This is a genomic window from Pseudonocardia zijingensis (genome assembly GCF_042657305.1).
Lineage (GTDB): Bacteria > Actinomycetota > Actinomycetes > Mycobacteriales > Pseudonocardiaceae > Pseudonocardia > Pseudonocardia zijingensis.
This window is the reverse complement of record NZ_JBHSKO010000017.1, coordinates 118575-141446: the sequence shown is the minus strand read 5'-3', so window position 1 is coordinate 141446 and position 22872 is coordinate 118575. Positions and strand designations below refer to the sequence as shown.

Below are 22872 nucleotides of genomic sequence, written 5' to 3'. Positions count from 1 at the left end.
CGGTCAGGTCTCGCCCCCCACGTCGGGGCGGACGACCGCGACGGGGCAGTGCGAGTGGTGCAGCACGGCGTGGCTGACCGACCCGAGCACGAGCCCGGCGAGGCTGCCGCGGCCGCGGGAACCGACGACGACGAGCTGGGCGCGCGCGGACTCCTCGACCAGCGCGTGTCCCGGGCGCCCCCGTGTGGAGGTGCGCCGCACGGGCACGTCGGGGTACTTCTCGCCCCATCCGGCCAGCCGTTCGGCCAGCACCTCGGCCTCGTCGGTCGCGATGGCGTCCCAGTCCAGCATCGGCGCCAGGTCCAGGTCACCGACGAGCTCGCGCCAGGTGTGCACGGCGACGAGGGGCACACCGCGCGCGGCCGCGGCCTCGTAGGAGAAGGCCACCGCGGCCTCGCTGAGCGGGGATCCGTCCACGCCCACGACGACGGGCGCCGCCGGGTCGGGGTCCCGGTTCCCGCGCACGACGACCAGCGGGGACTTCGCGTGCGCCCCGAGCCCGGCGGAGACCGATCCCAGCAGGAGCCCGGTGATGCCCCCGAGCCCCCGGTCCCCGACCACCACGAGCTGGGCCCGCTCGGACTCGGCCGCGAGCACGGCGATCGGGGCGCCGACGACGAGCTGCTGCTCCACCTCGAGGCCCGGCACCGTGCGCTCGGCCGTGGCAGCGGCGTCGGCGAGGTGGCGCCGCGCCTCGCTCAGCGCGGTCTCCCGGTAGGTCGCCGCGAGGTCGGTCTCACCGACCGGGTGCTTGCGGTCCCAGTCGAATGCGGTGACGACGCGCAGGGGGACCCCGCGCCGGCCGGCCTCCGCCGCTGCCCAGCGCACCGCGTGCAGGGCGCTCTCCGATCCGTCGATGCCGGCCACCACCGTGCGGCCGCTCCGTGCTGACATGCCGACGACACTCCCGGGTGCGGCGCGCGTCGAGCAGGTGCGCCCGGCTCTGGTTCGCGGGCCGTTCGGCCTGGGCCCGGCCTTCCGCACACCACCCCCGGCGGTCTCCTGACCACGCCGGACGGGTCCAAGGACTCTGCCGGGACGCTGCACCGCGGGGGCAGGGTCGGTCACGTCCGAGGAGAACACCCACGAAAGGACACGGCAGATGAGCAGCCTGATTCGGCGGGACCGCGGCGGGGACGTCGCCGGCCGGTTCAACCGGATGGATCGCATCTTCGACGAGTGGATGCGCTCGCTCCCGATGCGCAGGCCGTTCGGCCTCGCGTGGGACTGGCCGGGGGACGACCTCATCCGGGTCGACGAGTACCGCGACGGTGACACCGAGGTCATCCGGGCCGAGCTGCCCGGGATCGACCCGGAGAAGGACGTCGAGCTCACGGTGGCCGACGGCATGCTCCGGATCAACGCGGAACGGCGGATCGAGGACCGCACCGAGGACAAGGGCTACCTGCGTCACGAGCTGCGCTACGGCAGCATGAGTCGCACCCTGCCCCTGCCCGACGGCGTTTCCGAGTCCGACATCTCCGCCACGTACCAGGACGGCATCCTGGAGATCCGGGTCCCGGTGCCCGAGCGGCCCCAGACGGAGCCGACCAAGATCGCGATCAAGAAGCGCTGAGCACAGGCGCCGCAGGAGGGCCCGTCCGGTGGGACGGGCCCTCCTGCGTACAGGGCCTTTCGGCCTGCTCTCCTGGGCCGACTGCAGCTCGCCGGATCGGGTACCCGCGGCTAGCGTCGCGTCCAGACCACCTGATCCGGAAGGCCAGAGCCGTGACCATCTCCGTCTTCCTCCTCGACGACCACGAAATCGTCCGGCGCGGGATCACCCAGCTGCTCGACGGGGCGGAGGACATCAGCGTGGTCGGCGAGGCGAGCACCGCGGCGCAGGCCCTGGCCCGGATCCCCGCACTGCGCCCAGACGTCGCGATCCTCGACGTCCGCCTGCCGGACGGCGACGGGGTCACCGTCTGCCGCGACATCCGCTCGGCCGTCAGCCCGCCGCCTGCCTGCCTGATGCTCACCTCCTTCGCCGACGACGAGGCGCTCTTCGGCGCGATCATGGCCGGCGCGTCGGGCTACCTGCTCAAGCAGGTCACCGGCATCGACCTCGTCGGCGCCGTCCGCACGATCGCGTCGGGTGGATCGCTGCTGGACCCCAGGGCCACCGCGGCGGTGCTGGAGCGGCTGCGCCAGGGCGATGAGCCCGCCGACCCCCGCTACGCGTCGCTGAGCCCGCAGGAACGCCGCATCCTGCACCTCATCGCCGACGGCCTCACCAACCGCCAGATCGGTGCCGAGATGTTCCTCGCCGAGAAGACGGTCAAGAACTACGTCTCGTCGTTGCTGCACAAGCTCGGGTTCTCCCGGCGCACCGAGGCCGCCGTCTACGCCGCCGAACTGCGCAAGGACGGGCGCTAGAAGGCGGTCCGCCGCCACTGCGGCTCCACGCGCTCCCACTCCCGCTCCCACCGCCGGGCGTTGCAGCGCAGCGTCAGGGAGCGGACCCCGAACCAGATCCCGAGGATCGGCACAGCCCCGGCGCACAGCACGCCGAGCGCGGACACGATCCCCCCGAAAACGGCGTTCATCGGGTGGGTGGGGCGCGAGGTGATCTCGCCCTGCGCGTCGATCCACACCTCGACCTCGGAGCCGGCCCGCTGCGAACGCGTCACCGTCACCACGCCGGAGTGGTCCCGCCCGTCGCGGTCGGTCCAGCGCGCCTGGGCCTGCGTGGGCAGGTGCACCGATTCCGAGGACACCACCACGTGCGCGTCCTCGAGCAGCACGGCCCGCGTCTGGGACACCGTGTCCCGCTGCTGCTCCGCGCGCTCGGCCTCCCGGCCGTGCACCCCGAGGCCCGTCACCACGGCCAGCACCACGACCACGAGGGCCGCCCCCGTCAGGAGCCACGCCACGACGTCCTCGACGCGATCGGTCGCGCGGCGCGGCAGGGGTCCCTCGACGGGCGCGCGGTCAGGGTCGGGACGCATGGGTGACTCCTCCCTCCGCGGCCGGCGTCGGAGGAAAGATTCCCCACGTCGGCGGCCGTCCGGAAGCGGCGGGAGACCCTGCTCCGCAGGGCGAGAGTCCCTCCCGAGCCAGGACCCCGGTCGCTGGTCGCGACGGGCCGCGCAGGGGAACGTCGGGCACCCGGTCGGAATGCTGCGCGAGGGGTGCGCCGATGCCTGACGTGTGGTCGATGGTCAGCCGGCTCGACGCGGCGACCCAGGAGCGACTCGCCGATGTCCTGGAGACCCGGGGCGCGGACGCCCAGCAGCAACGGATGCGCGACGCCTTCCTGGCGGACGTCGGATTCCCGGCCGGCGCGCGCGTGCTGGACGTGGGCTGCGGGACCGGGGTCTTGACCCGCCGGCTGGCCCGCCGGCCAGGCGTTGCCTCCGTGGTCGGCGTCGACGTGGCGCCCTCCTTGCTGGAACGCGCCCGATCCCTGTGCTCCGCGCTGCCCGGCGTGGTGTTCGAGGACGGGGACGCGACCGCGTTGCCGTTCGACGACGCGTCCTTCGACGTGCTGGTGCTCGACTCGACCCTCAGCCACGTGCCGGACGCCGAGCGGGCCGTAGCCGAGGCCGCTCGCGTGCTTCGCCCGAACGGGGTGCTCGCGGTGTTCGACGGTGACTACGCGACCACGACGGTCGCGCTGGGCGAGCACGACCCGCTCCAGACGTGCGTCGAGGCGATGGTGAACGGCTCGGTCACCGACCGCTGGTTGATGCGCCGGCTCCCGGCGATCGTGCGTGGTTGCGGGTTCGACGTCACCCGGTACGCGAGCCACGGGTACGTCGAGACCGACGAAGCGGAGTACCTGCTCACGGTGATCGATCGGGGGGCGGACGCGCTGGGATCCGCCGGTGTGGCCGGACCCGAGCTCGTCGCAGCGCTGAAGGTCGAAGCACAGCGGCGAGTCGATGCCGGCGCGTTCTTCGGACAGATCGTCTACACGAGCCTCGTGGCCCGACCGACGCGACGTGCGGGGCCATGGGGCTGACGAGGCGTCCCGAAAGCTCCCACCGGGCACGTGATCGGCAGGCCCAGGGGCGGAGGACCTTCGACCCTGTGCACGGCCGCCGGTGCGAGGGATCGTCGGACATCTGGCGCAGCGGAAGGGAACAGCAGTGGGAGCCGCAGATCGTGCGGCGATCGTCGAACTGGTGGAGCTCGACGGGGCAGAGTGCCTCCGCCTGCTCGCCAAGAGCGAGATCGGCCGCGTCGTGTACACCGACGCCGCCCTCCCGGCGGCCCAGCCGGTCACCTACCTCCTCGACGGGGAGGAGGTCGTCTTCCGCACCGGGGGTGGGAGCAAGCTGGCCGCGGCCACGCGCGGCGCCGTCGTGGCGTTCCAGGTGGACGAGATCGACCCGATCACGCGCACCGGCTGGGCCGTGCTCGGCGTCGGCGAGGCCTACGAGGTGCTGGTCCCCACCCGCCTGGCCGAGCTGGCCACGCGGATGCCGCAGCCGTGGGCGCCGAACCGCACCGCGCACACCATCGCCGTGCCCCTCCAGCGGCTCACCGGGCGGCGCCTGGTCGCGGTGCACTCGGCCGACGCGGAGGACCGCGCATGAGTGCTCCGTCCGGCCGAGCACCTACCCGACAGGAGAGTCACATGGATTCACCGCAGACGCCGGACGACCGGGCCGAGCCGCTCGGTGTGGTCGTCGGCGTCGACGGCAGCCGCATCGGGCTCGCCGCCGTCCGCTGGGCGGTGGCCGAGGCGCGCCTTCGCGGGTTGCCGCTGCTGATCCTGCACGCCGCGCCCTACGCCGCCGGCTCGACGGCCGGGGCGCGCCGGGCCCGCGACATCCTCGCTCGCGCCTTCACCGTCGCCCACCGGGCCGACCCGGCGCTGCGCACCGCCACCGACCGCACGTCGCTGCCCGCGGTCGAATCGCTGCTGGACGCCGCGCAGCGCGCTCAGCTCCTGGTGGTCGGCATGGGCGGCGGCGAACGCCCGCAGGAAGTGCTGATCAGCTCGGTGGCGCTGGACGTCAGCGGGCGCTCCCCCTGCCCCGTCGTCGTGGTGCGGGGCGAGCAGCACCCGGCCCCGGACGCCCCGGTGCTGGTCGGGGTGGAGGATCCGGCGATCGACGCGGCGGCGCTGACCGTGGCGTTCGAGGACGCCCAGCGGCATCGCGGCCGGGTCGTGGCGCTGCACGCCGGGCACTCGGCGCCGTTCGACCTCGACACGCTCGCCCCCTGGACCACGCGCTTCCCCGAGGTCCCCGTCGAGATCACCGTCGTACCCGGGTCGCCGGTTCCCGCCCTTCTGGCGGCGGCGGTCGACGCACGGCTCGTCGCGCTCGGGACTCGGGCCCACCGGGCGCCGGCGCGCGTGCTCTTCGGGTCCACCAGCCGCGCGGTGCTGCGGCGCTCCCCGGTGCCGGTCGTCGCGGTGAACCCGGGTGCGGCCCGGCTGAGCGGGGAACCCGTCGCCACACCCGCGACACCACCTGCCACCCGGACGTAGGCGCGCGCATCCGGCCCCCCGGCCGCCTCCTCACCGCCGACCTGCGCAAAGGCCCAGCCGCTGACCGGTCCATACCCCGGTCGGTGCGTTGTTTTCGCCGACCGAGGCGAGCAGCATGACGAGCGGGGCGTCAGGTGCCTGCTCACGGCCGGTGAGCGGCGCGACAAGGCTGAGGTGCGATCGGTGTCTTCCGAGGATGCGACAGAGTGCGACGGCGGCGAGGGCCGCCCAGCGCCGGGCGTCAGCCGGTACGCAGAGGGCCCGGTCCACCGCTACACCGGCGAGGACGCGCGCGACGACGAGCTGAGCTTCGCCGACCTGCCACGGCTGGAGCTGGACCAGCTGCTGGGCCAGCTCGTCGAGCGGGCGCAGGAGGTCATGGCCACCCAGGGCAGGCTCCGCGGACTGCTGCGCGCCAACCAGCTCGTCATCGGCGGCCTGGACCTCCCCGCGGTGCTGCGCAGGATCGTCGAGGCCGCCCGGGACCTCGTCGGGGCCCGCTACGCGGCCCTGGGTGTGATCGCGCCTGCCGGGGGCCTCGCCGAGTTCGTGCACACCGGGATGCCGGACGACGTGGTCTCGCTGATCGGGCACCTGCCGCAGGGGAAGGGACTGCTCGGTGCGCTCATCGACGATCCCCGGCCCATCCGGCTGGCCCGGATCACCGACGACGAGCGCTCCGCCGGCTTCCCGCCCGGCCACCCCCCGATGACGAGCTTCCTCGGGGTGCCGATCCGGATCCGGGACGAGGTCTTCGGCAACCTCTACCTCACCGAGAGCGTCCGGGGGGCGTTCAGCGCGGAGGACGAGGACCTGTGCACGGCCATCGCCGCGACGGCCGCCGTCGCCATCGACAACGCCCGGCTCTACGAGGCCGCCCGCACCCGCGGGGAGTGGCTGGAGGCGTCCGCGACGATCACCCGCCAGCTGCTGTCCGCCGACTCCGAGGACGAACACACGCCCCTGCAGCTCATCGCCGAACGCTGTCTCGAGGTCGCCGGTGCCGACCTCGTGGCGGTGGCGCTGCCCGGGGAGCCTGGTGAGCTGCGCATCCAGGAGGTCGCCGACTCCGGCGAGGAGCGCCTGCGGGGCGTCCGCGTGCCGGTCGCGGGTTCGCTGCTCGGCCGGGTGTTCACCACCGGGCGGCCGCTGCGGGTGCCCCAGGTCGGCGACGAGGCCGAGCGTGCGGCCCTCAGCGCGGTCAAGGTGGACGTGGGTCCCGTGCTCGTGGTGCCGCTGCTCGGTTCCGGCGGGCCGCGCGGGGTGCTGGCCGCGGTCCGCGAGCGGGCACGGACCGGGTTCACCGACACCGACCTCGACATGGCGGGCAGCTTCGCCAACCAGGCGGCGATCGCGATCGAACTGGCCGAGGCGCGCGCCGAGCAGCAGCGCGCCGCGATGCTCGACGAGCGCGACCGCATCGCGGCCGACCTGCACGACCAGGTCATCCAGCGGCTCTTCGCGGCGGGGTTGTCCCTGCAGAGCGTGGCCATGGGCCTGGGACCGGGGCGACCCGCGGAGCGGATCCTCGCCACGGTGGCCGACCTGGACGCCACGATCAGCCAGATCCGCACCACCATCTTCGAGCTCCACGACCAGCGCACGAGCGCGGCGGGGGGGCTGCGGGCCCGGCTCGTCGACGTCGCCTCCGACGCCGCCATGGCGCTCGGCTTCGACCCGGGCATCCGGTTCGAGGGCCCCGTCGACACCCTTCCCACCGAGGTGGCGGAGGACCTGGTCGCGGTGCTGCGCGAGGCGCTGGCCAACGTCGCCCGCCACGCCCGCGCCGAGAACGCGTCGGCCGAACTCGTCGTGCGGGAGGACGAGGTCACCCTCTGCGTGCACGACGACGGGATCGGGATCTCCGCCCCACCGCGCGCGAGCGGCCTGGCCAACATGCGCCGCAGGGCCGAACGCCACGACGGCCGGTGCGAGGTCACCGCCCGCGACTCCGGTGGCACCACCGTGCACTGGTCGATCCCCCGCACGTAGCCCCCGCGGGTCCCGGTTCGAGGAGGCCGGAGTCCCCACCGGACCGGGACCAGTGCCGCTGGTCGCGGTGCCGCCCGCGGAGAGACGGTCGGGGCCGATCCGGAACCGCGAGGGAGCAGTGATGATCGTCGACCACCTGGACCAGCGCACGGTGCGCAGCGCGCTCGCGCTCGCGGTCCGCGCCCCGTCGGTGCACAACAGCCAGCCGTGGCGCTTCGTCATCGGCCCGTCCAGCGTGCACCTGTTCGCCGACCTGAGCCGCTGGCTGCCCGCCACCGACACCGACGGCCGCGACCTCGTCGTCAGCTGCGGGATCGTGCTGCACCACCTGCGCGTCGCGCTCGCCGCCTCCGGCCTGCGGGCCACGGTGCGCCGGCTGCCGAACCCGGAGCAGCCCGATCACCTCGCGGCCGTGTCGCTGCGCCCGGGTGCGCCGTCCGAGGCCGACCTCGGGACGGCGTCCGCGATCACGCGCAGGCGCACGGACCGCCGCCGTTACCTCAGCTGGGACGTCCCGGAGGGCTTCGTGCAGGAGCTCGTGGAACGCGCCGCGGACCAGGGCGCACTACTGCGACCCGTGCGCGATGGGCACGAGCGCTCGCTGCTGCTCGCCGCCATCCGCGACGCCGCCGCCGAGCAGGAGGAGGACCCCGCTTACCAGGCCGAGACCGCCCTGTGGAGCGGCCGCGTCGCCGACGACACGGGCGTGCCGGTGGGCAACCTGCTGCGCGACCCGCTCGGCACCGGCGCCGGGACCGCCCGCCGGTTCGCCGAGGGTGTCCTCGAGCAGGCGGACGAGCGCGACGACGACGGCGCCGCCCTCCTCGTGCTCGGCACCGCGTCCGACGACCCGTTGTCGCAGCTGCGCGCGGGCGAGGCGACGAGCGCGGTGCTGCTGCACGCCACCGAGCTGGGGCTCGCGACCTGCCCGTTGAGCCAACCGCTGGAGGTCCGCGGCGCGCGGGCCGCGGTCCGGGACGCCGTGCTCGGCGGGACGCTCTGCCCGCAGCTGGTGCTGCGGGTCGGGTGGGCGCCCACCGGTCCGGAGCTGCCGCCCACCCCGCGCCGTCCGCTCGAGGAGTCGATCGAGCGTGAACTCGCCTGACGTCAGCTGTCCTGCTGGGGTGCGGTGAGCGCTCCCGGTTCGGTTCCGCCCATGTCGAGCCGGAACGGCGGGTAGGTGTCCGTCATCAGCGCCGCGTAGGCCGCCACCCGCAGCACCCACCGGTGCATCCCGAGCAGCAGGTCGAACACGCCTCGCGGGTACTGGCCGGTGAACAGCAGCGCGATGGCCGCGAACAGGGCCAAAAGCCCGATCAGCCCGGGGCGGCGGCGACGCGGCGGCGCACGGCACTCGCCGTGAGGGCGCCCGCGGCGGCCGCTGTGAGGGCGAGCAGGACGAACCCGAGCGAGTAGTCGCCGAGGATCCCGTAGACCAGGCCCATCACGAGCGGCGGGAAAAAGCCGCCGAGCCCGCCTGCGGCGCCGACGAGGCCGGTCACCGCGCCGACCAGCTCCGGCGCGACCATCCGGGCGACGAGCGCGAACACCGCACCGGTCCCGGTGCCCAGCGCCGCCGCGAGCCCGAGGAACGCGACGGTCCCGACCGGGAGCAGGGGGAGCTCGAAGGCGGCGAGGACCGCCAGCAGCGTCACCGCGGCGTAGGCGCCCGCGAGCACCCGGATGGGGTCGTAGCGGTCGCAGAGCCAGCCGCCGGCCGGTCGCATCGCCACCGCGAGGACGACGAACCCCGCGGTGCGCATGGCGGCGTCGGCGCGGTCCAGCCCGTAGGCGGTGGTGAGGTAGGAGGGCAGGTACACGCTGAACGCCACGAACCCGCCGAAGGCCACGGCGTAGAGGAACGACAGCTGCAGCGCCACCGGCATGCGCAGCACGGCGAGGAGGCGAGCGGCCACCGACCCGGTGGGGACGGCCCGGTCCGGGCGGTCGCGCAGGAGCAGGTGCGCGACCGCCGCGAAGACCACGAGCACGACCGCCACCAGGTCGAAGGGGAACGCCGGTCCGAACGCGGCCGCCAGCTGCACGGTGGAGAACGCCGAGATCGCGGTGCCGCCCATCCCGGCACCGAAGATGCCCAGGGCCAGCCCGCGCCGCTCGGGCGGGTACCAGGAGTTCACGAACGGGACCCCGATCGCGAACGTGGTGCCGCCGAGACCGAGGAAGAACCCGCCGACGAGGTATGCGGCCAGCGAGTCGGCGAGGTGGCCGAGGTAGAGCACCGGCAGCACGGTGAGCAGGGCGACGGTCGGGAACATCCTGCGGGCGCCGAGCCGGTCGGTGAGCGCCCCGACCGGGATCCGGCCGAGCGAGCCGACGATGACCGGCACCGCCACCAGCAGCGACTGCTCGAACGAGGTGAGGGCCAGCTCGTCGCGCAGGCTCGCACCCAGCGGGGAGAGCAGCGCCCACGCCCAGAACGTCACCGTGAACCCCACGGTCGCCAGGGTCAGCATGAGCGCCGGTGAGTCCTGGCGCTCTCGGGTTCGGGCGTGGCGTCCTCCGGGAGCCGTCATGGCATTTCTCCCTCCGCCGTCGACGGTGTCCGGGCGCGGCGGTCGCCGCGAGGGCCGTTCCGACCCCATCGGGGGGACCTTCGTCGGTGCCGCCGCATCCGCTTGAGAACCAGTGTGATCAGTGTCACGGTGGATGGCCAGGGGGATGAGGGGGCCGACGATGACCCGAACGGGCGGGACCGACGGGCCGGGCGCCGACGCCCTCCTGCGGGCCGGGCGGTTCTTCACCCGCCGCGAGACGTCCGAGGACCTGCGGGCGGTCTACCGGGAGGGCGGCCGCGAGGGCGACGTCTTCTACCGCGACCGCTGGAGCCATGACAAGGTCGTCCGCTCCACGCACGGCGTCAACTGCACCGGCTCGTGTTCGTGGAAGGTCTACGTCAAGGACGGGATCATCACCTGGGAGAGCCAGCAGACCGACTACCCGTCGGTGGGCCCTGACTCGCCGGAGTACGAGCCCCGCGGCTGCCCGCGCGGCGCGGCCTTCTCCTGGTACACCTACTCGCCCACCCGGGTCCGCTACCCCTACGCCCGCGGCGTGCTGCTGGAGATGTACCGGGAGGCGAAGCGCAGGCTCGGCGATCCCGTCCTCGCCTGGGACGAGGTCACCACCGATCCGGCGAAGCGGCGCCGCTACCAGCGGGCCCGCGGCAAGGGCGGCCACGTGCGGGTGTCGTGGGACGAGGCCGTCGAGATGGTCGCCGCGGCGCACGTGCACACCGTGAAGGCCTACGGCCCGGACCGGATCGCGGGGTTCTCGCCGATCCCGGCGATGTCGATGGTCAGCCACGCGGTCGGTTCGCGGTTCATCGAGCTGGTCGGCGGCTGCATGACCTCGTTCTACGACTGGTACGCCGACCTGCCGGTCGCGTCGCCGCAGGTGTTCGGCGACCAGACCGACGTGCCGGAGTCGGGCGACTGGTGGAACGCCTCCTACCTGATCATGTGGGGCTCGAACGTCCCGATCACCCGTACCCCGGACGCGCACTGGATGGCCGAGGCCCGCTACAAGGGCCAGAAGGTCGTGGTGGTCTCCCCCGACTACGCCGACAACACGAAGTTCGCCGACACGTGGCTGCCGGCCCAGCCCGGCACCGACGGCGCCATGGCGATGGCCATGGGGCACGTGATCCTGCGGGAGTGCTTCGTGGAGCGGCGCGTGCCGTTCTTCGCCGACTACGTGCAGCGCTACACCGACCTGCCGTTCCTCGTGAGCCTGGACGAGCGCGACGGGGCGTACGTCCCGGGGAAGTTCTTCACCGCGGCCGACCTCGGCGACACCGGCGAGGGCGCGGAGTGGAAGACCGTGCTGTTCGACAGCCGCTCCGGCGAACCGGTGGTGCCGAACGGCTCGATGGGCTTCCGCTACACCGGGTCCGGGCGGGGCCGGTGGAATCTCGACCTCGGCGACGTCACACCTCAGCTCACGCTGTACGGCGGCGCCACCGCGGAGGTGCTGCTGCCGCGGTTCGACGCCGTCGACGGCACCGGCGGGGTGCTGCGCCGCGGGGTGCCGGTGCTCCGGTTCGGCGACCGGCTCGTCACCACCGTGTTCGACCTGATGCTCGCCCAGTACGGCGTGCACCGCGCCGACCTGCCCGGCGAGTGGCCCTCCGGCTACGACGACGCGACCCAGCCCTACACCCCGGCCTGGCAGGAGGCGATCACGTCGGTGCCCGCCGGGCAGGTCGTGCGGGTGGCGCGGGAGATGGCGCGCAACGCCGAGGAGTCCGAGGGCCGCACCATGATCATCATGGGCGCCGGCATCTGCCAGTGGTTCCACGGAGACGCCACCTACCGGGCGGTGCTCGCGTTGCTGCTGCTCACCGGGTCGATGGGGCGCAACGGCGGCGGCTGGGCGCACTACGTCGGACAGGAGAAGTGCCGCCCGATCACCGGCTGGGCGACGATGGCGATGGCCACGGACTGGTCCCGCCCGCCGCGGCAGATGATCGGCACCGCGTACTGGTACACGCACACCGACCAGTGGCGCTACGACGGCTACCGCGCCGACGCGCTCACCTCACCGCTGGCGCAGGGCCACCTCGCGGGCATGCACACGATCGACACGATCGCGCTGTCGGCCCGCCTGGGCTGGATGCCGTCCTACCCGCAATTCGACCGCAACCCCCTCGACCTGGCCGACGAGGCGGGCGCCGGGGACGTCGCGGCCCACGTCGTCGACCAGCTGCGGACGGGCCGGCTGCGCTTCGCGATCGAGGACCCCGACGCGCCGCAGAACTGGCCGCGCTGCCTCACGCTGTGGCGAGCGAACCTGCTCGGGTCGTCGGCGAAGGGCGACGAGTACTTCCTCAAGCACCTGCTCGGCACCCACCACAACCTGCGCGCCACGGAGACCCCGCCCGATCGCCGCCCCCGCGACGTCGCCTGGCGCGAGGGCGACCCGCCGGAGGGCAAGCTCGACCTGCTGCTCGCCCTCGACTTCCGGATGACCAGCTCCACGCTGCTCGCCGACATCGTGCTCCCGGCCGCCACCTGGTACGAGAAGCACGACCTCAACACCACGGACATGCACCCGTTCGTCCACGCGTTCACGCCGGCGATCGACCCGCCGTTCGAGACGCGCACCGACTTCGCTGCCTTCCACGCGATCGCCCGCCGGTTCTCCGAGCTCGCCGAGACCCACCTGGGCGTGCGGCGCGACGTCGTCGCCGTGCCGCTGCAGCACGACACGCCCGGCGAGACCGCGCAGCCGGGCGGCCGCGTGCGGGACTGGCGGACGGGTGAGGTCGAGCCGATCCCCGGACAGACGATGCCCGGCCTGGTGGTGGTGGAGCGTGACTACACCGCCATCGCCGACAAGCTGGCGAGCATCGGGCCGCTGATCGACCGGCTCGGCATGACGACCAAGGCGGTGACCTACCAGCCCGACGAGGAGATCGCCCGCCTCGCCGCGGCCAACGGCGTGATGCTCGGCGGCGCCGGCGACGGGCGGCCCGCGATCGACACCGACGCCAAGATGGCCGAGGCCATCCTCACTCTCTCCGCGACGACCAACGGCCGGCTCGCCGTGCAGGGGTTCCGGGAACTGGAGCGCCGCACCGGCACCCGGCTGGCCGACCTCGCCGAGGGCAGCGAGGAGAAGCGCATCTCCTTCGCCGACACCCAGGCCCGCCCGGTGCCGGTGATCACCAGTCCGGAGTGGTCGGGCAGCGAGACCGGCGGGCGGCGCTACGCCCCCTTCACCGTCAACCTCGAGCGCAGCAAGCCCTGGCACACCCTCACCGGGCGCATGCACTTCCTGCTCGACCACGACTGGATGCACGAGTTCGGCGAGACCCTGCCCGTCTACCGCGCACCGCTGGACATGCAACGCCTGTTCGGCGAGCCCGGCCCGGGGCAACCCGGTGCGGACGGCACGTCGGTGACCGTCCGCTACCTCACCCCGCACTCGAAGTGGTCGATCCACTCCGAGTACCAGGACAACCTGTTCATGCTCTCGCTGTCGCGCGGCGGGCCGGTCGTCTGGATGAGCGAGCCGGACGCCGCGTCCATCGGCGTGCGCGACAACGACTGGGTGGAAGGCGTCAACCGCAACGGCGTGCTCGTCGCGCGGGCGATCGTCACGCACCGCCTGCCGCCCGGCGTCGTGTTCGTCTACCACGCCCAGGAGCGGGTGGTGAACGTGCCGAAGTCCGAGGCCACCGGCCGCCGGGGCGGGATCCACAACTCGCTGACCCGGATCCTGGTCAAGCCGACCCACCTCATCGGCGGCTACGCCCAGCTGTCGTTCGCCTTCAACTACCTCGGCCCCACCGGGAACCAGCGCGACGAGGTCACGGTGATCCGCCGCCGGACGCAGGAGGTGGCGTACTGATGCGCGTGATGGCCCAGCTCGGCATGGTCATGAACCTCGACAAGTGCATCGGCTGCCACACCTGCTCGGTCACGTGCAAGCAGGCGTGGACCAACCGCAGCGGCGTCGAGTACGTCTGGTTCAACAATGTCGAGACCCGCCCCGGCCAGGGCTACCCACGCCGCTACCAGGACCAGGAACGGTGGCGGGGCGGTTGGGTGCGCAACAAGCGCGGCCGGCTCGCGCTCAAGGCAGGCGGCCGGTTCAAGAAGCTCCTGTCGATCTTCGCCAACCCCGTCCTGCCCAACATCCGCGACTACTACGAGCCCTGGACCTACGACTACGAGAACCTCACCGACGCCCCGCTCGGCGACGACTTCCCGGTCGCGCAGCCGAAGTCGCTGATCTCCGGCGAGCCGATGGCCGTCGAGTGGAGCGCCAACTGGGACGACGACCTCGGCGGCGCCCCCGAACACGGGCCGCGCGACCCGATCGTCGAACGCATCCGGCGCGAGTCCGAGGACAAGGTGCGCTTCGACTACGAGCGGGCCTTCATGTTCTTCCTGCCGCGCATCTGCGAACACTGCCTCAACCCGTCGTGTGTGGCGTCGTGCCCGTCGGGCGCGATGTACAAGCGGGCCGAGGACGGGATCGTGCTCGTCGACCAGGACCAGTGCCGCGGCTGGCGTATGTGCGTGACCGGCTGCCCGTACAAGAAGGTCTACTTCAACCACCGCACCGGCAAGGCCGAGAAGTGCACGTTCTGCTACCCGCGGGTGGAGGTCGGGCTGCCGACGGTGTGCAGCGAGACCTGCGTCGGGCGGCTGCGCTACATCGGCCTGTTCCTCTACGACGCCGACCGCGTCACCGCCGCCGCGTCCGTCGCGGACGAGCACGATCTGTACGAGGCGCAACTCGACCTGCTGCTCGACCCGAACGACCCCAGGGTGGTGGCGGCCGCGCGCCACGACGGCATCGCCGAGGACTGGATCGACGCCGCGCAGCGCTCGCCCGTGTACCGGCTGGCCAAGGACTACCGGGTGGCGCTGCCGCTGCACCCGGAGTTCCGCACCATGCCGATGGTCTGGTACATCCCGCCGCTCTCCCCGGTGGTCGACCGACTCACCGAGACCGGGCACGACGGCGAGGACGCGGGCAACCTCTTCGGTGCGATCGACGCGCTGCGCATCCCCGTCGAGTACCTCGCCGAGCTGTTCACCGCGGGTGACGTCGCACCGGTGCGGGCCGTGCTGCAGAAGCTCGCGGCGATGCGGTCGTACATGCGGGACGTGACGTTGAACCGCCCACGGCAGGAGTCGATCGCGGCGGCGGCCGGGCTGACCGGCCGCGAGGTGCTGGAGATGTACCGGCTGCTCGCGATCGCGAAGTACGAGGAGCGCTACGTCATCCCCACCGCGTACGCCGGTGAGGCCCACCAGCTCGAGGAGATCGGCTGCAGCCTCGACGTCGACGGCGGGCCGGGGATGGTCGGCAGCGGCCCGTTCGGCGAGGCCTCCGGACGTCCGATGCCGGTGTCCGTGGAGACCTTCCACGCCCTGCGCGACCGCCAGACCAGCGACGACTTCGCCGACCCCGGCCAACCCGGCGCCCGGGTCAACCTCCTCAACTGGGACGGCAAGGGCCGCCCGCCCGGGCTGTTCCCACCGCGGAAGGACGCGCCACCGGATCCCGGGGAGAAGCGGTGACCCGCGCGCAGGCCGTCGTCCTCCAGGCGGCATCGGTCTGCCTGCAGTACCCCGACGACCCGGTCCGGCAGCTGTTCCCGCTGGTCCGCGACGCGGTGGACGCGCTGCCGCCCGGCCGGCCACGCGAGCGGCTGACGGCATTCCTCGACCACGTCGCGGCCACCCCCGCCGCCGCCCTGGCGGAGCACTACGTCGAGGTGTTCGACCGGCGGCGCCGCTGCTGCCTCGACCTCACCTGGTGGTCGGACGGGGAGACCCGCCGCCGCGGAGGCGCGCTCGCCGCGATCAAGCAGCGCTACCGCGCCGCGGGCGTCGAGTTCACGGGCGGCGAGCTGCCCGACTTCCTGCCTGCCGTGCTCGAGTACGCCGCCACCGCCGACCTCGCAGACGGCCTCGCGCTCCTGCAGGAACACCGGGCCGGCCTCGAGCTCCTGCGGCTCGCGCTCGTGGAGGCCGCCACCGCGTACGCCGCCCCCGTGGAGGCCGTGTGCGCGCTGCTGCCCGGCCCGTCGCCCGCCGACGTCACGGCGGCGAAGGCGCTCGCCCGCACCGGCCCACCGCGCGAGCAGGTCGGGCTCGACCTCGCCCCCTTCCCGACCGGAGGCCGCCGATGACCACGCTGGACATCGTGCTGTGGGGCGTGCTGCCGTACGTGATGATCGCGATCCTCGTCGCAGGCACCGTGTGGCGGTACCGCTACGACAAGTTCGGCTGGACCACCCGCTCGTCGGAGCTCTACGAGTCGCGGCTGCTGCGCATCGGCAGCCCGCTGTTCCACTTCGGCATCCTCGTGGTGGTCATCGGGCACTTCATCGGCCTGGTGATCCCGCAGAGCTGGACCGACGCCGTCGGACTGTCCGAGACGGCCTATCACGTCCAGGCGCTGCTGCTGGGCGGGATCGCCGGCTTCTGCACGCTCGTCGGCGTCGCGATCCTGATCTACCGCAGGCGCACCACCGGGCCGGTGTTCATGGCCACCACCAGGAACGACAAGCTCATGTACGTCGTGCTCGTCGCGGCCATCGTCGTCGGCCTGACCACCACGCTCCTCGGCGCGGCGGGCGGCGAGGAGCACAACTACCGCCTGTCGGTCGCCCCGTGGTTCCGGTCGCTGTTCGTGCTGCAGCCCGACATCGAGGCGATGAGCCACGCGGGCCTGGCGTTCCAGCTGCACACGCTCATCGGCATGCTGCTGTTCGCCATCTGGCCGTTCACCCGGCTCGTGCACGCGTTCACGGCGCCGGTCCAGTACCTGTTCCGGCCCTACATCGTGTACCGCTCCCGCAGCGGTGGACCCATGACCCGACCGGCCCGACGCGGGTGGGAGAGAACCTGATGTCGCGCAAACTCTCGCTCGACGCCCTGGCCCGCGAGCAGCTCGACGCGGCCCGCCGCAGCACGGCCGGCCGCGCCGCACACACCGTGGTGGGCGGGCACGAGCACGTCATGCGCCAGACCGTGATCGCCATCCTGGCCGGCAGCGAGCTCGCCGAGCACGCCAACCCGGGCGAGGCCACCGTCCACGTCCTGACCGGCCGCGTGCGCCTCGTGAGCGGCAACGACGCGTGGGAGGGACGGCGCGGCGACCTCCTGGTCGTGCCCCCGAACTCCCACAGCCTCGAGGCCCTCGAGGACGCCGCGGTCCTGCTGACCGTGGCCAAGCGGGGGACCAGCACGACCTGACCCATGATCACCGTTCTGGTGCGAAACCCGACGCCTGCCGTCGGGAAACGCGCCGGTCCACTGATCAAGCGCCACGGGCGCGCCGCGTGGGCTTCCTCCACCGCGTTCGGCTGAACGCGCTCTTCGTGCTGATCGTGCGGTGGGCGAGCCGGGTCGGCGGGCGGCGGCAGCCACCCCGGCTTCGTCCTGGTCTCCGGTGCAGTCGTGCCGGTCTCGAGCCGCTCGTCACGTGGGCAGGTGGTCGGGTTGGGTTCAGAACCGAACCCCGGGGTGGCCGGACGGCCGTCCCCGACTTGGGGGCACGCCGGTTTTCGACGAGCCCGTCACCGCCGGGTGCCGACGGACTGCCCGGTGGTCCTGGACCATCCGCATCGTCCTCCTCGGCACCGGACCGTCTCCCGTTCGGCGTTCAGCGGAACCCACGAACACCATGATCACCAGAAGCGAGACGCCCCCGAACTCGGATGGCGCCGGCCCGGAACGGCACCACCGCCGGTCGAGTGGCCGCCCAGGGGAACGCGCCGGTCCGGTGATCAAGCGCCGCGGACGGGGCACCGAACTGCGCCCGCGACCCGAATACTCGATCATGGACGGCGACGGAGCACGAGAGGCCGAAGTTCCCCTTCGCAGCCGCCCCCGGACGTGAGAAGCTGCGCCATCGCGGTCGCGACGCCATTTCCGGACGGCCGCGGAGGGTGGGCGGAGCAGGGAGGCGCTCGATGAGCGAGACCCAGGCTGGAACAGAGACGAAGCCGGAACCCAGGAGCGGGATCAAACCGGTCGTGTTCTACGGCTCGGCCGCATTGACGCTGGTCATTGCGATCTGGGCGATCATCGCTCCGACGGCGGCCGCCGACACCATCGGTGCGCTGGTGGGGTGGATCTCGGAGTGGTTCGGCTGGTTCTACATCCTGCTCTCGACGCTCATCCTGGTGTTCGTCATCTTCGTCGGGGCGTCCAAGTTCGGGCGCACCCGGCTCGGGCCGGAACACTCCCGGCCGGAGTTCAGCACGTTCGCGTGGGCGTCGATGTTGTTCGCGGCCGGTATCGGCACCGACCTGATGTTCTTCGCGGTCGTCGAGCCGGTCACGCAGTACCTCACGCCGCCGCGCGGTGAGGGCGGCACGCTGGAGGCGGCCGAGGCGGCGAACGTGTGGGCGCTGTTCCACTACGGGATCAACGGCTGGGGGATGTACGCCCTGATGGGCATGGCCCTGGCCTACTTCGCGTACCGCAGGAACCTGCCGCTGGCCATCCGGTCGGCGCTGTACCCGGTGTTCGGCAAGCGGATCCACGGTGGGGTCGGCACCGCCGTGGACCTCGCCGCCGTGCTCGGCACGATCTTCGGGGTCGCCGCGTCGCTCGGCATCGGCGTCGTGCTCCTCAACTACGGGCTCTACTTCCTCTTCGGGATCCCGGAGGGCACGGCCGCGCAGATCGGGCTGGTGGCCATCGCGGTGATCATGGCCACGGTGTCGGCGGTGAGTGGTGTCGACAAGGGCATCCGGCTGCTGTCCGAGCTCAACGTGCTGCTCGCGATCGGGCTGGCTCTCTACCTGCTGGTCGTGGGCGACACGGTGTTCCTGCTGAACGGGCTCGTGGAGAACATCGGCGACTTCTTCAGCTCCTTCCCGGGCATGACGATGCAGACGTTCGCCTTCGACCGGCCGGTCGAGTGGCTCAACACGTGGACGCTGTTCTTCTGGGCCTGGTGGATCGCGTGGGCGTCGTTCGTGGGGCTGTTCCTGGCCCGGATCTCCCGTGGCCGCACCATCCGCGAGTTCGTGGCCGGCACGCTGATCATCCCGTTCTCCTACATCGTGATGTGGATCTCGATCTTCGGCAACAGCGCCGTCGCCCTGATCCGCAACGGCAACGTGGAGTTCGGCGAGAACACGGTGGCCAACCCGGCGCAGGGCTTCTACCAGCTGTTGGCGCACTACCCGGCGGTCGGCGTCGTGGCGTCCATCGCCACGTTCGTCGGGCTGCTGTTCTACGTCACCTCGGCCGACTCGGCCGCGCTGGTGATGGCCAACCTGACCTCCCACCTGCCCACCGTGAAGTCGGACGGGGCGCCGTGGGTGCGCATCTTCTGGGCGGTGGCGACGGGCCTGCTCACCATCGGGATGCTCATCGTCGGCGGGGTCACCGCCCTGCAGTACGCCACGATCATCATGGGGCTGCCGTTCGCGTTCGTGCTGCTGCTGGTGATGGTGGGCCTGCTCAAGGCGTTGCGGTGGGAGGCGCTGCACGCCGAGAGCCACCAGCGCAGCGTGATGGCCTCGCTGTCGGGCCGGATCGCCACCGACGGGCACCCGTCCGACGTCCCGGGCTGGCGGCACCGGCTCGACCGGGTGCTGTCGTTCCCCGACCGGGAGCGCGCCGAGGCGTTCCTCAGCGAGGTGGCTCTGCCCGCCGCGGAAGAGGTGGCCGCCTACCTGCAGGAACGGGGCGTGGACGCGTCGGCCACGCAGGACCGCGACGAGGACGGCACGCCCTTCGTCCAGCTCGTCGCCGATCTGGGAGAGGAACACCCGTTCCGGTACGAGGTCCGGCCGCGCGAGGTTCCGATGCCCGTGTACGGGGGGCGCGTGGTCCCGAAGGCGACGGACACGTACTTCCAGGTGGAGGTGCACCTGCGCGAGGGCGGCCAGGACTACGACGTCATGGGCTACACGCGCGGGCAGCTCACCGACGACATCCTCGACCAGTACGAGCGGCACCTCGCCTTCGTGCGGATGGAGCAGCAGGTCAGCTCAGGCCCAACGAGCGGCCGATGACCTCCTTCATGATCTCGGTGGTGCCGCCGTATATCCGGGTGACCCGCGCGTCCTGCCAGGCGCGCGCGATCGGGTACTCGGTCATGTAGCCGTAGCCGCCGTGCAGCTGCAGGCACCGGTCCACCACGCGCCCCTGCAGCTCGGTGCACCACCACTTCGCCTTCGCGGCCTCGGCGGCGGTGAGTTCGCCTGCGTCGAGCGCACGCACGCAGTCGTCGAGGTAGTGCTCGGCGAGGTCGACCTCGGTGTCGATCTCGGCGAGCACGAACCGCGAGTTCTGGAACGACCCGATCGGCTGCCCGAACGCCGTGCGCGACTTGACGTGCTCGAGCGTCTGCTCCAGGGCGGTCCTGGCCGCGGCGGTCGCGGAGATCGCGAGCGACAGCCGCTCCCGGGGCAGGTTCGCCACCAGCTGGGCGAACCCCTGCCCCTCCTCGGGCCCGAGCAGGTTCGCCACCGGCACCCGCACGTCGGTGAACGACAGCTCCGCGGTGTCCTGCGCGTGCAGGCCGACCTTGTCCAGGTTGCGGCCGCGCTCGAAGCCGGCCATCCCCCGCTCGAGCACCAGCAGGCTCATACCCTTGTGCCGCTGCCCGGGGTCGGTCTTCACCGCGGTGATCACCAGGTCGGCGTTGATGCCGTTGGAGATGAACGTCTTCGACCCGTTGACGACGTAGTGGTCGCCGTCGCGGCGCGCGGTGGTGGTCATCGACGCGAGGTCCGACCCCATGCCGGGCTCCGTCATCGCGATCGCGGTGATCAGCTCGCCCGACGCGATGCCGGGCAACCAGCGCCGCGCCTGCTCCTCGTCGCAGTAGGAGAGGAAGTAGGGCAGGCATACGTCGTTGTGCAGGGTGAGCCCGAGTCCCGGCCCGGTGGCCCCGGCGCGCACGACCTCCTCCGCGATCACGGCGTTGAACCGGAAGTCGCTCACCCCTCCCCCGCCGAGCTCCTCCGGGATCTCCATCCCCAGGAACCCCGACCGGCCCGCCGCGGTGAACAGCCCGCGCGGAGAGATCCCGGCGGCGTCCCACTCGGCGAGGTGGGGCACCACCTCGACGTCCAGGAACTTCCGGAACGACGCGCGGAAGGCCTCGTGGTCGTCCTCGTACAGCGTTCGGCGCACGGCGGGTGGTCCTCTCACGTCGGTGGGTTCGGAGCCCGGTGGCGTTCCAGGATCCCCCACCGAACACCCCCAGCGCTCAGGGCGTGAGGACGATCCGCCCGAACACCTCGCCCGCGTCCATCCGCCGGTGGGCGTCGGCCGCACCGTCGAGGGGCAGGACGTCGTGCACCACCGCGTGCAGCTCGCCGCGCACTGCGGCGGCGAACTGCTCCGCGCGGATGGCGTCCTTGGCCGGTGGCGCGACCGTGTCGAGGCTGAACGTCGCGAACGAGCGCGACTGCTGGAACGCACCCGGCGCCAGGAAGCGCGAGCCGAAGTCCGCGGGCGGTGCGCCGGCCACCACGCCGACGAGGACCAACCGACCGTTCGGGGCGAGCCGGTCCAGGAACGCGGGCATGGCCGCGCCGCCGACGATGTCGATGATCACGTCGTAGGACTCCGGCGCGGCCGCGGCGGCGCCGTCGTGGGGATCGCCCGCGCGGTCGAGGAGGTGCGTCGCACCGAACTCGACGAGGCGCTTCCCGCGTTCGGGCGACGCCGTCGTGACCGCCACCGCCCCGGCACCCCCGCGCGCCGCGAGCTCCACGGCCGCGACGCCGATGCTGCCCGCCGCGCCGCGCACGAGCACCGACTCGCCCGCCGCGAAGTGCGCGTGAGTGAGCGCGAAGTGCGCGACGGGCGCGGCGCTCCCGAGCGCCACCGCATCGATCGACGACAGGCCGTCGGGGAGTGCGGCGACGTCCTCGATCCTCGCCACCGCCCGCTCGGCGTAGCCCCCGCCGTGGCCGGTGAACGCCCACACCCGGCGGCCGACCCACGTCGGATCGATGCCCTCGCCGACGTCCGTCACCCGGCCGGCGACCTCGCTCCCGGGGATCAGACCCTCGGAGAACCCGTAACCGGCGAGGGTGCCCCGCCGGATGACGGCGTCGACGCCCGCGACGCCGATCGCCTCGGTCGCGATGACCACCTGACCGCGCCCCGCGACCGGCTCGGGGATCGAGGTCACCACCATCCCGCTCGGGTCGCCGAACCGCTCGATCCGCACTGCACGCACGTCGGCCCCATTCCTCCGCTGATCGCGCTACCGTGGCGACACTAACGGACGCCCCCGTCCACTTCACCGAAGTGAGAACCATGACCGATCGATTGACTCGGATGCTCCGGGCCGACGCGAAGCACAACCGCGACCGGGCGATCGAGGCGGCGCGAGCGCTGTTCTCCGAGCGCGGCCTCGACGTCACGATGCGGGAGATCGCCCGCCGGGCCGCGGTGGGGCCGGCCACGCTGTACCGCCGGTTCCCGACGAAGCAGGTGCTCGTCGACGAGGTGTTCGCCGAGGAGCGGCGGGCGTGCGAGGGGATCGTGGAGGACGGGTGCGCCGACCCCGATCCCTGGCGGGGGTTCTGCTCGGTGGTCGAGCGGGTCCTCGTGCTCAACGTGCGCAACCAGGGCTTCGTCGACGCGTTCCTGTCGGAGAACCCCTCGCTCGAGGCGTTCGCCGCGCACCGGGCCGCCGTGCTCAGGATGCTCGCGGACCTGGTGAACCGTGCTCAGGCGGCCGGCGGGCTGCGCCGCGACTTCGTCCTCGACGACCTCGTGCTGGTACTGCTCGCCGGGCGCGGGCTCTCCGCGACGCCGCCCGCATTCCGGGTGGCGGCCGCGCGTCGCTTCGCCGCGCTCGCGATCGACTCGTTCCGTGCGTCCGACGCGAACGCGAGACTGCCCCGACCGGCGCCGCTCGCCGCCGCGGTGCTGGCCGGGGCAGGCGCCGTCCCCACGGGATGAGGC

19 protein-coding genes and 1 pseudogene are annotated in these 22872 nt (G+C 72.7%); 14 read left to right on the top strand and 6 right to left on the bottom strand.

The window, feature by feature from the left end:
* Positions 1-3 precede the first annotated feature (3 nt).
* Positions 4-894 (bottom strand): universal stress protein, encoded by an 891-nt coding sequence (locus tag ACFPL3_RS27990; protein ID WP_343937611.1) that lies wholly within the window; start codon positions 892-894, stop codon positions 4-6.
* A gap of 208 nt (positions 895-1102) precedes the next feature.
* Here ACFPL3_RS27990 and ACFPL3_RS27985 point away from each other — a divergent pair, with 208 nt between their 5' ends.
* Together ACFPL3_RS27985 and ACFPL3_RS27980 are read left to right on the top strand one after the other, a co-directional pair.
* The gene (locus ACFPL3_RS27985) at positions 1103-1576 is read left to right on the top strand and encodes an Hsp20/alpha crystallin family protein (RefSeq protein WP_343937609.1); all 474 of its coding nucleotides are present in this window, start codon (positions 1103-1105) and stop codon (positions 1574-1576) included.
* A gap of 152 nt (positions 1577-1728) precedes the next feature.
* Entirely contained in the window at positions 1729-2376 is a 648-nt protein-coding gene (locus tag ACFPL3_RS27980; RefSeq protein WP_343937607.1) for a response regulator transcription factor, read from the top strand.
* Here the strand turns inward: ACFPL3_RS27980 and ACFPL3_RS27975 are convergent.
* Positions 2373-2948, bottom strand: coding sequence for an Rv1733c family protein (locus ACFPL3_RS27975; protein WP_343937605.1), 576 nt, complete (start codon positions 2946-2948; stop codon positions 2373-2375). The two genes, ACFPL3_RS27980 and ACFPL3_RS27975, sit on opposite strands and share 4 nt — an antisense overlap.
* A gap of 191 nt (positions 2949-3139) precedes the next feature.
* Here ACFPL3_RS27975 and ACFPL3_RS27970 point away from each other — a divergent pair, with 191 nt between their 5' ends.
* The 5 genes from ACFPL3_RS27970 to ACFPL3_RS27950 all read left to right on the top strand — a co-directional run bounded on the left by ACFPL3_RS27970 (position 3140) and on the right by ACFPL3_RS27950 (position 8540).
* Positions 3140-3964, top strand: coding sequence for a methyltransferase domain-containing protein (locus ACFPL3_RS27970; RefSeq protein WP_343937603.1), 825 nt, complete (start codon positions 3140-3142; stop codon positions 3962-3964).
* A 127-nt stretch (positions 3965-4091) separates the two neighbouring features.
* The gene (locus ACFPL3_RS27965; RefSeq protein ID WP_343937601.1) at positions 4092-4541 is read left to right on the top strand and encodes a pyridoxamine 5'-phosphate oxidase family protein; all 450 of its coding nucleotides are present in this window, start codon (positions 4092-4094) and stop codon (positions 4539-4541) included.
* Positions 4542-4582: 41 nt separating this feature from the next.
* Positions 4583-5443 (top strand): universal stress protein, encoded by an 861-nt coding sequence (locus ACFPL3_RS27960; protein WP_343937599.1) that lies wholly within the window; start codon positions 4583-4585, stop codon positions 5441-5443.
* Positions 5444-5626: 183 nt separating this feature from the next.
* Positions 5627-7435, top strand: a complete 1809-nt coding sequence (locus tag ACFPL3_RS27955) for a sensor histidine kinase (RefSeq protein WP_343937597.1) — start codon at positions 5627-5629, stop codon at positions 7433-7435.
* A 121-nt stretch (positions 7436-7556) separates the two neighbouring features.
* Positions 7557-8540, top strand: coding sequence for an Acg family FMN-binding oxidoreductase (locus tag ACFPL3_RS27950; protein ID WP_343937595.1), 984 nt, complete (start codon positions 7557-7559; stop codon positions 8538-8540).
* Positions 8541-8572: 32 nt separating this feature from the next.
* Here ACFPL3_RS27950 and ACFPL3_RS27945 read toward each other — a convergent pair.
* A pseudogene (locus ACFPL3_RS27945) lies at positions 8573-8758 on the bottom strand (DUF4389 domain-containing protein); the annotation flags it as partial.
* Entirely contained in the window at positions 8752-9909 is a 1158-nt protein-coding gene (locus ACFPL3_RS27940) for an MFS transporter (protein ID WP_343937593.1), read from the bottom strand. The pseudogene ACFPL3_RS27945 and the gene ACFPL3_RS27940, both read right to left, overlap by 7 nt.
* 205 nt (positions 9910-10114) lie before the next feature.
* On the opposite strand from ACFPL3_RS27940, the gene ACFPL3_RS27935 reads away from it, so the two are divergent.
* The 6 genes from ACFPL3_RS27935 (at position 10115) to betT (ending at position 19955) form a co-directional block, all read left to right on the top strand.
* Positions 10115-13807 (top strand): nitrate reductase subunit alpha, encoded by a 3693-nt coding sequence (locus ACFPL3_RS27935; RefSeq protein WP_379589726.1) that lies wholly within the window; start codon positions 10115-10117, stop codon positions 13805-13807.
* Positions 13807-15492, top strand: coding sequence for a nitrate reductase subunit beta (narH, locus tag ACFPL3_RS27930; RefSeq protein WP_343937589.1), 1686 nt, complete (start codon positions 13807-13809; stop codon positions 15490-15492). The genes ACFPL3_RS27935 and narH overlap by 1 nt, the downstream gene beginning before the upstream one ends.
* Positions 15489-16106 (top strand): nitrate reductase molybdenum cofactor assembly chaperone, encoded by a 618-nt coding sequence (narJ, locus tag ACFPL3_RS27925; protein ID WP_343937587.1) that lies wholly within the window; start codon positions 15489-15491, stop codon positions 16104-16106. The genes narH and narJ overlap by 4 nt, the downstream gene beginning before the upstream one ends.
* Complete coding sequence (gene narI / locus ACFPL3_RS27920; RefSeq protein WP_343937585.1) at positions 16103-16828, top strand: respiratory nitrate reductase subunit gamma; 726 nt, start codon at positions 16103-16105, stop codon at positions 16826-16828. Before narJ ends, narI begins: the two co-directional genes overlap by 4 nt.
* Positions 16828-17175, top strand: a complete 348-nt coding sequence (locus ACFPL3_RS27915; protein ID WP_343937583.1) for a cupin domain-containing protein — start codon at positions 16828-16830, stop codon at positions 17173-17175. Before narI ends, ACFPL3_RS27915 begins: the two co-directional genes overlap by 1 nt.
* Before the next feature lie 719 nt (positions 17176-17894).
* Positions 17895-19955: a choline BCCT transporter BetT gene (gene betT / locus ACFPL3_RS27910; RefSeq protein ID WP_343937581.1), complete on the top strand. Its 2061-nt coding sequence runs from the start codon at positions 17895-17897 to the stop codon at positions 19953-19955.
* On the opposite strand, the gene ACFPL3_RS27905 is transcribed toward betT, so the two are convergent.
* Both ACFPL3_RS27905 and ACFPL3_RS27900 read right to left on the bottom strand, forming a co-directional pair.
* Entirely contained in the window at positions 19927-21081 is a 1155-nt protein-coding gene (locus ACFPL3_RS27905) for an acyl-CoA dehydrogenase family protein (protein WP_343937580.1), read from the bottom strand. The genes betT and ACFPL3_RS27905 overlap by 29 nt on opposite strands.
* Before the next feature lie 76 nt (positions 21082-21157).
* Positions 21158-22138, bottom strand: coding sequence for a zinc-binding dehydrogenase (locus ACFPL3_RS27900; protein WP_343937578.1), 981 nt, complete (start codon positions 22136-22138; stop codon positions 21158-21160).
* An 80-nt stretch (positions 22139-22218) separates the two neighbouring features.
* Between ACFPL3_RS27900 and ACFPL3_RS27895 the strand changes: the two genes are divergently transcribed.
* Positions 22219-22869 (top strand): TetR/AcrR family transcriptional regulator, encoded by a 651-nt coding sequence (locus ACFPL3_RS27895; protein ID WP_379589725.1) that lies wholly within the window; start codon positions 22219-22221, stop codon positions 22867-22869.
* Positions 22870-22872: the final 3 nt, after the last annotated feature.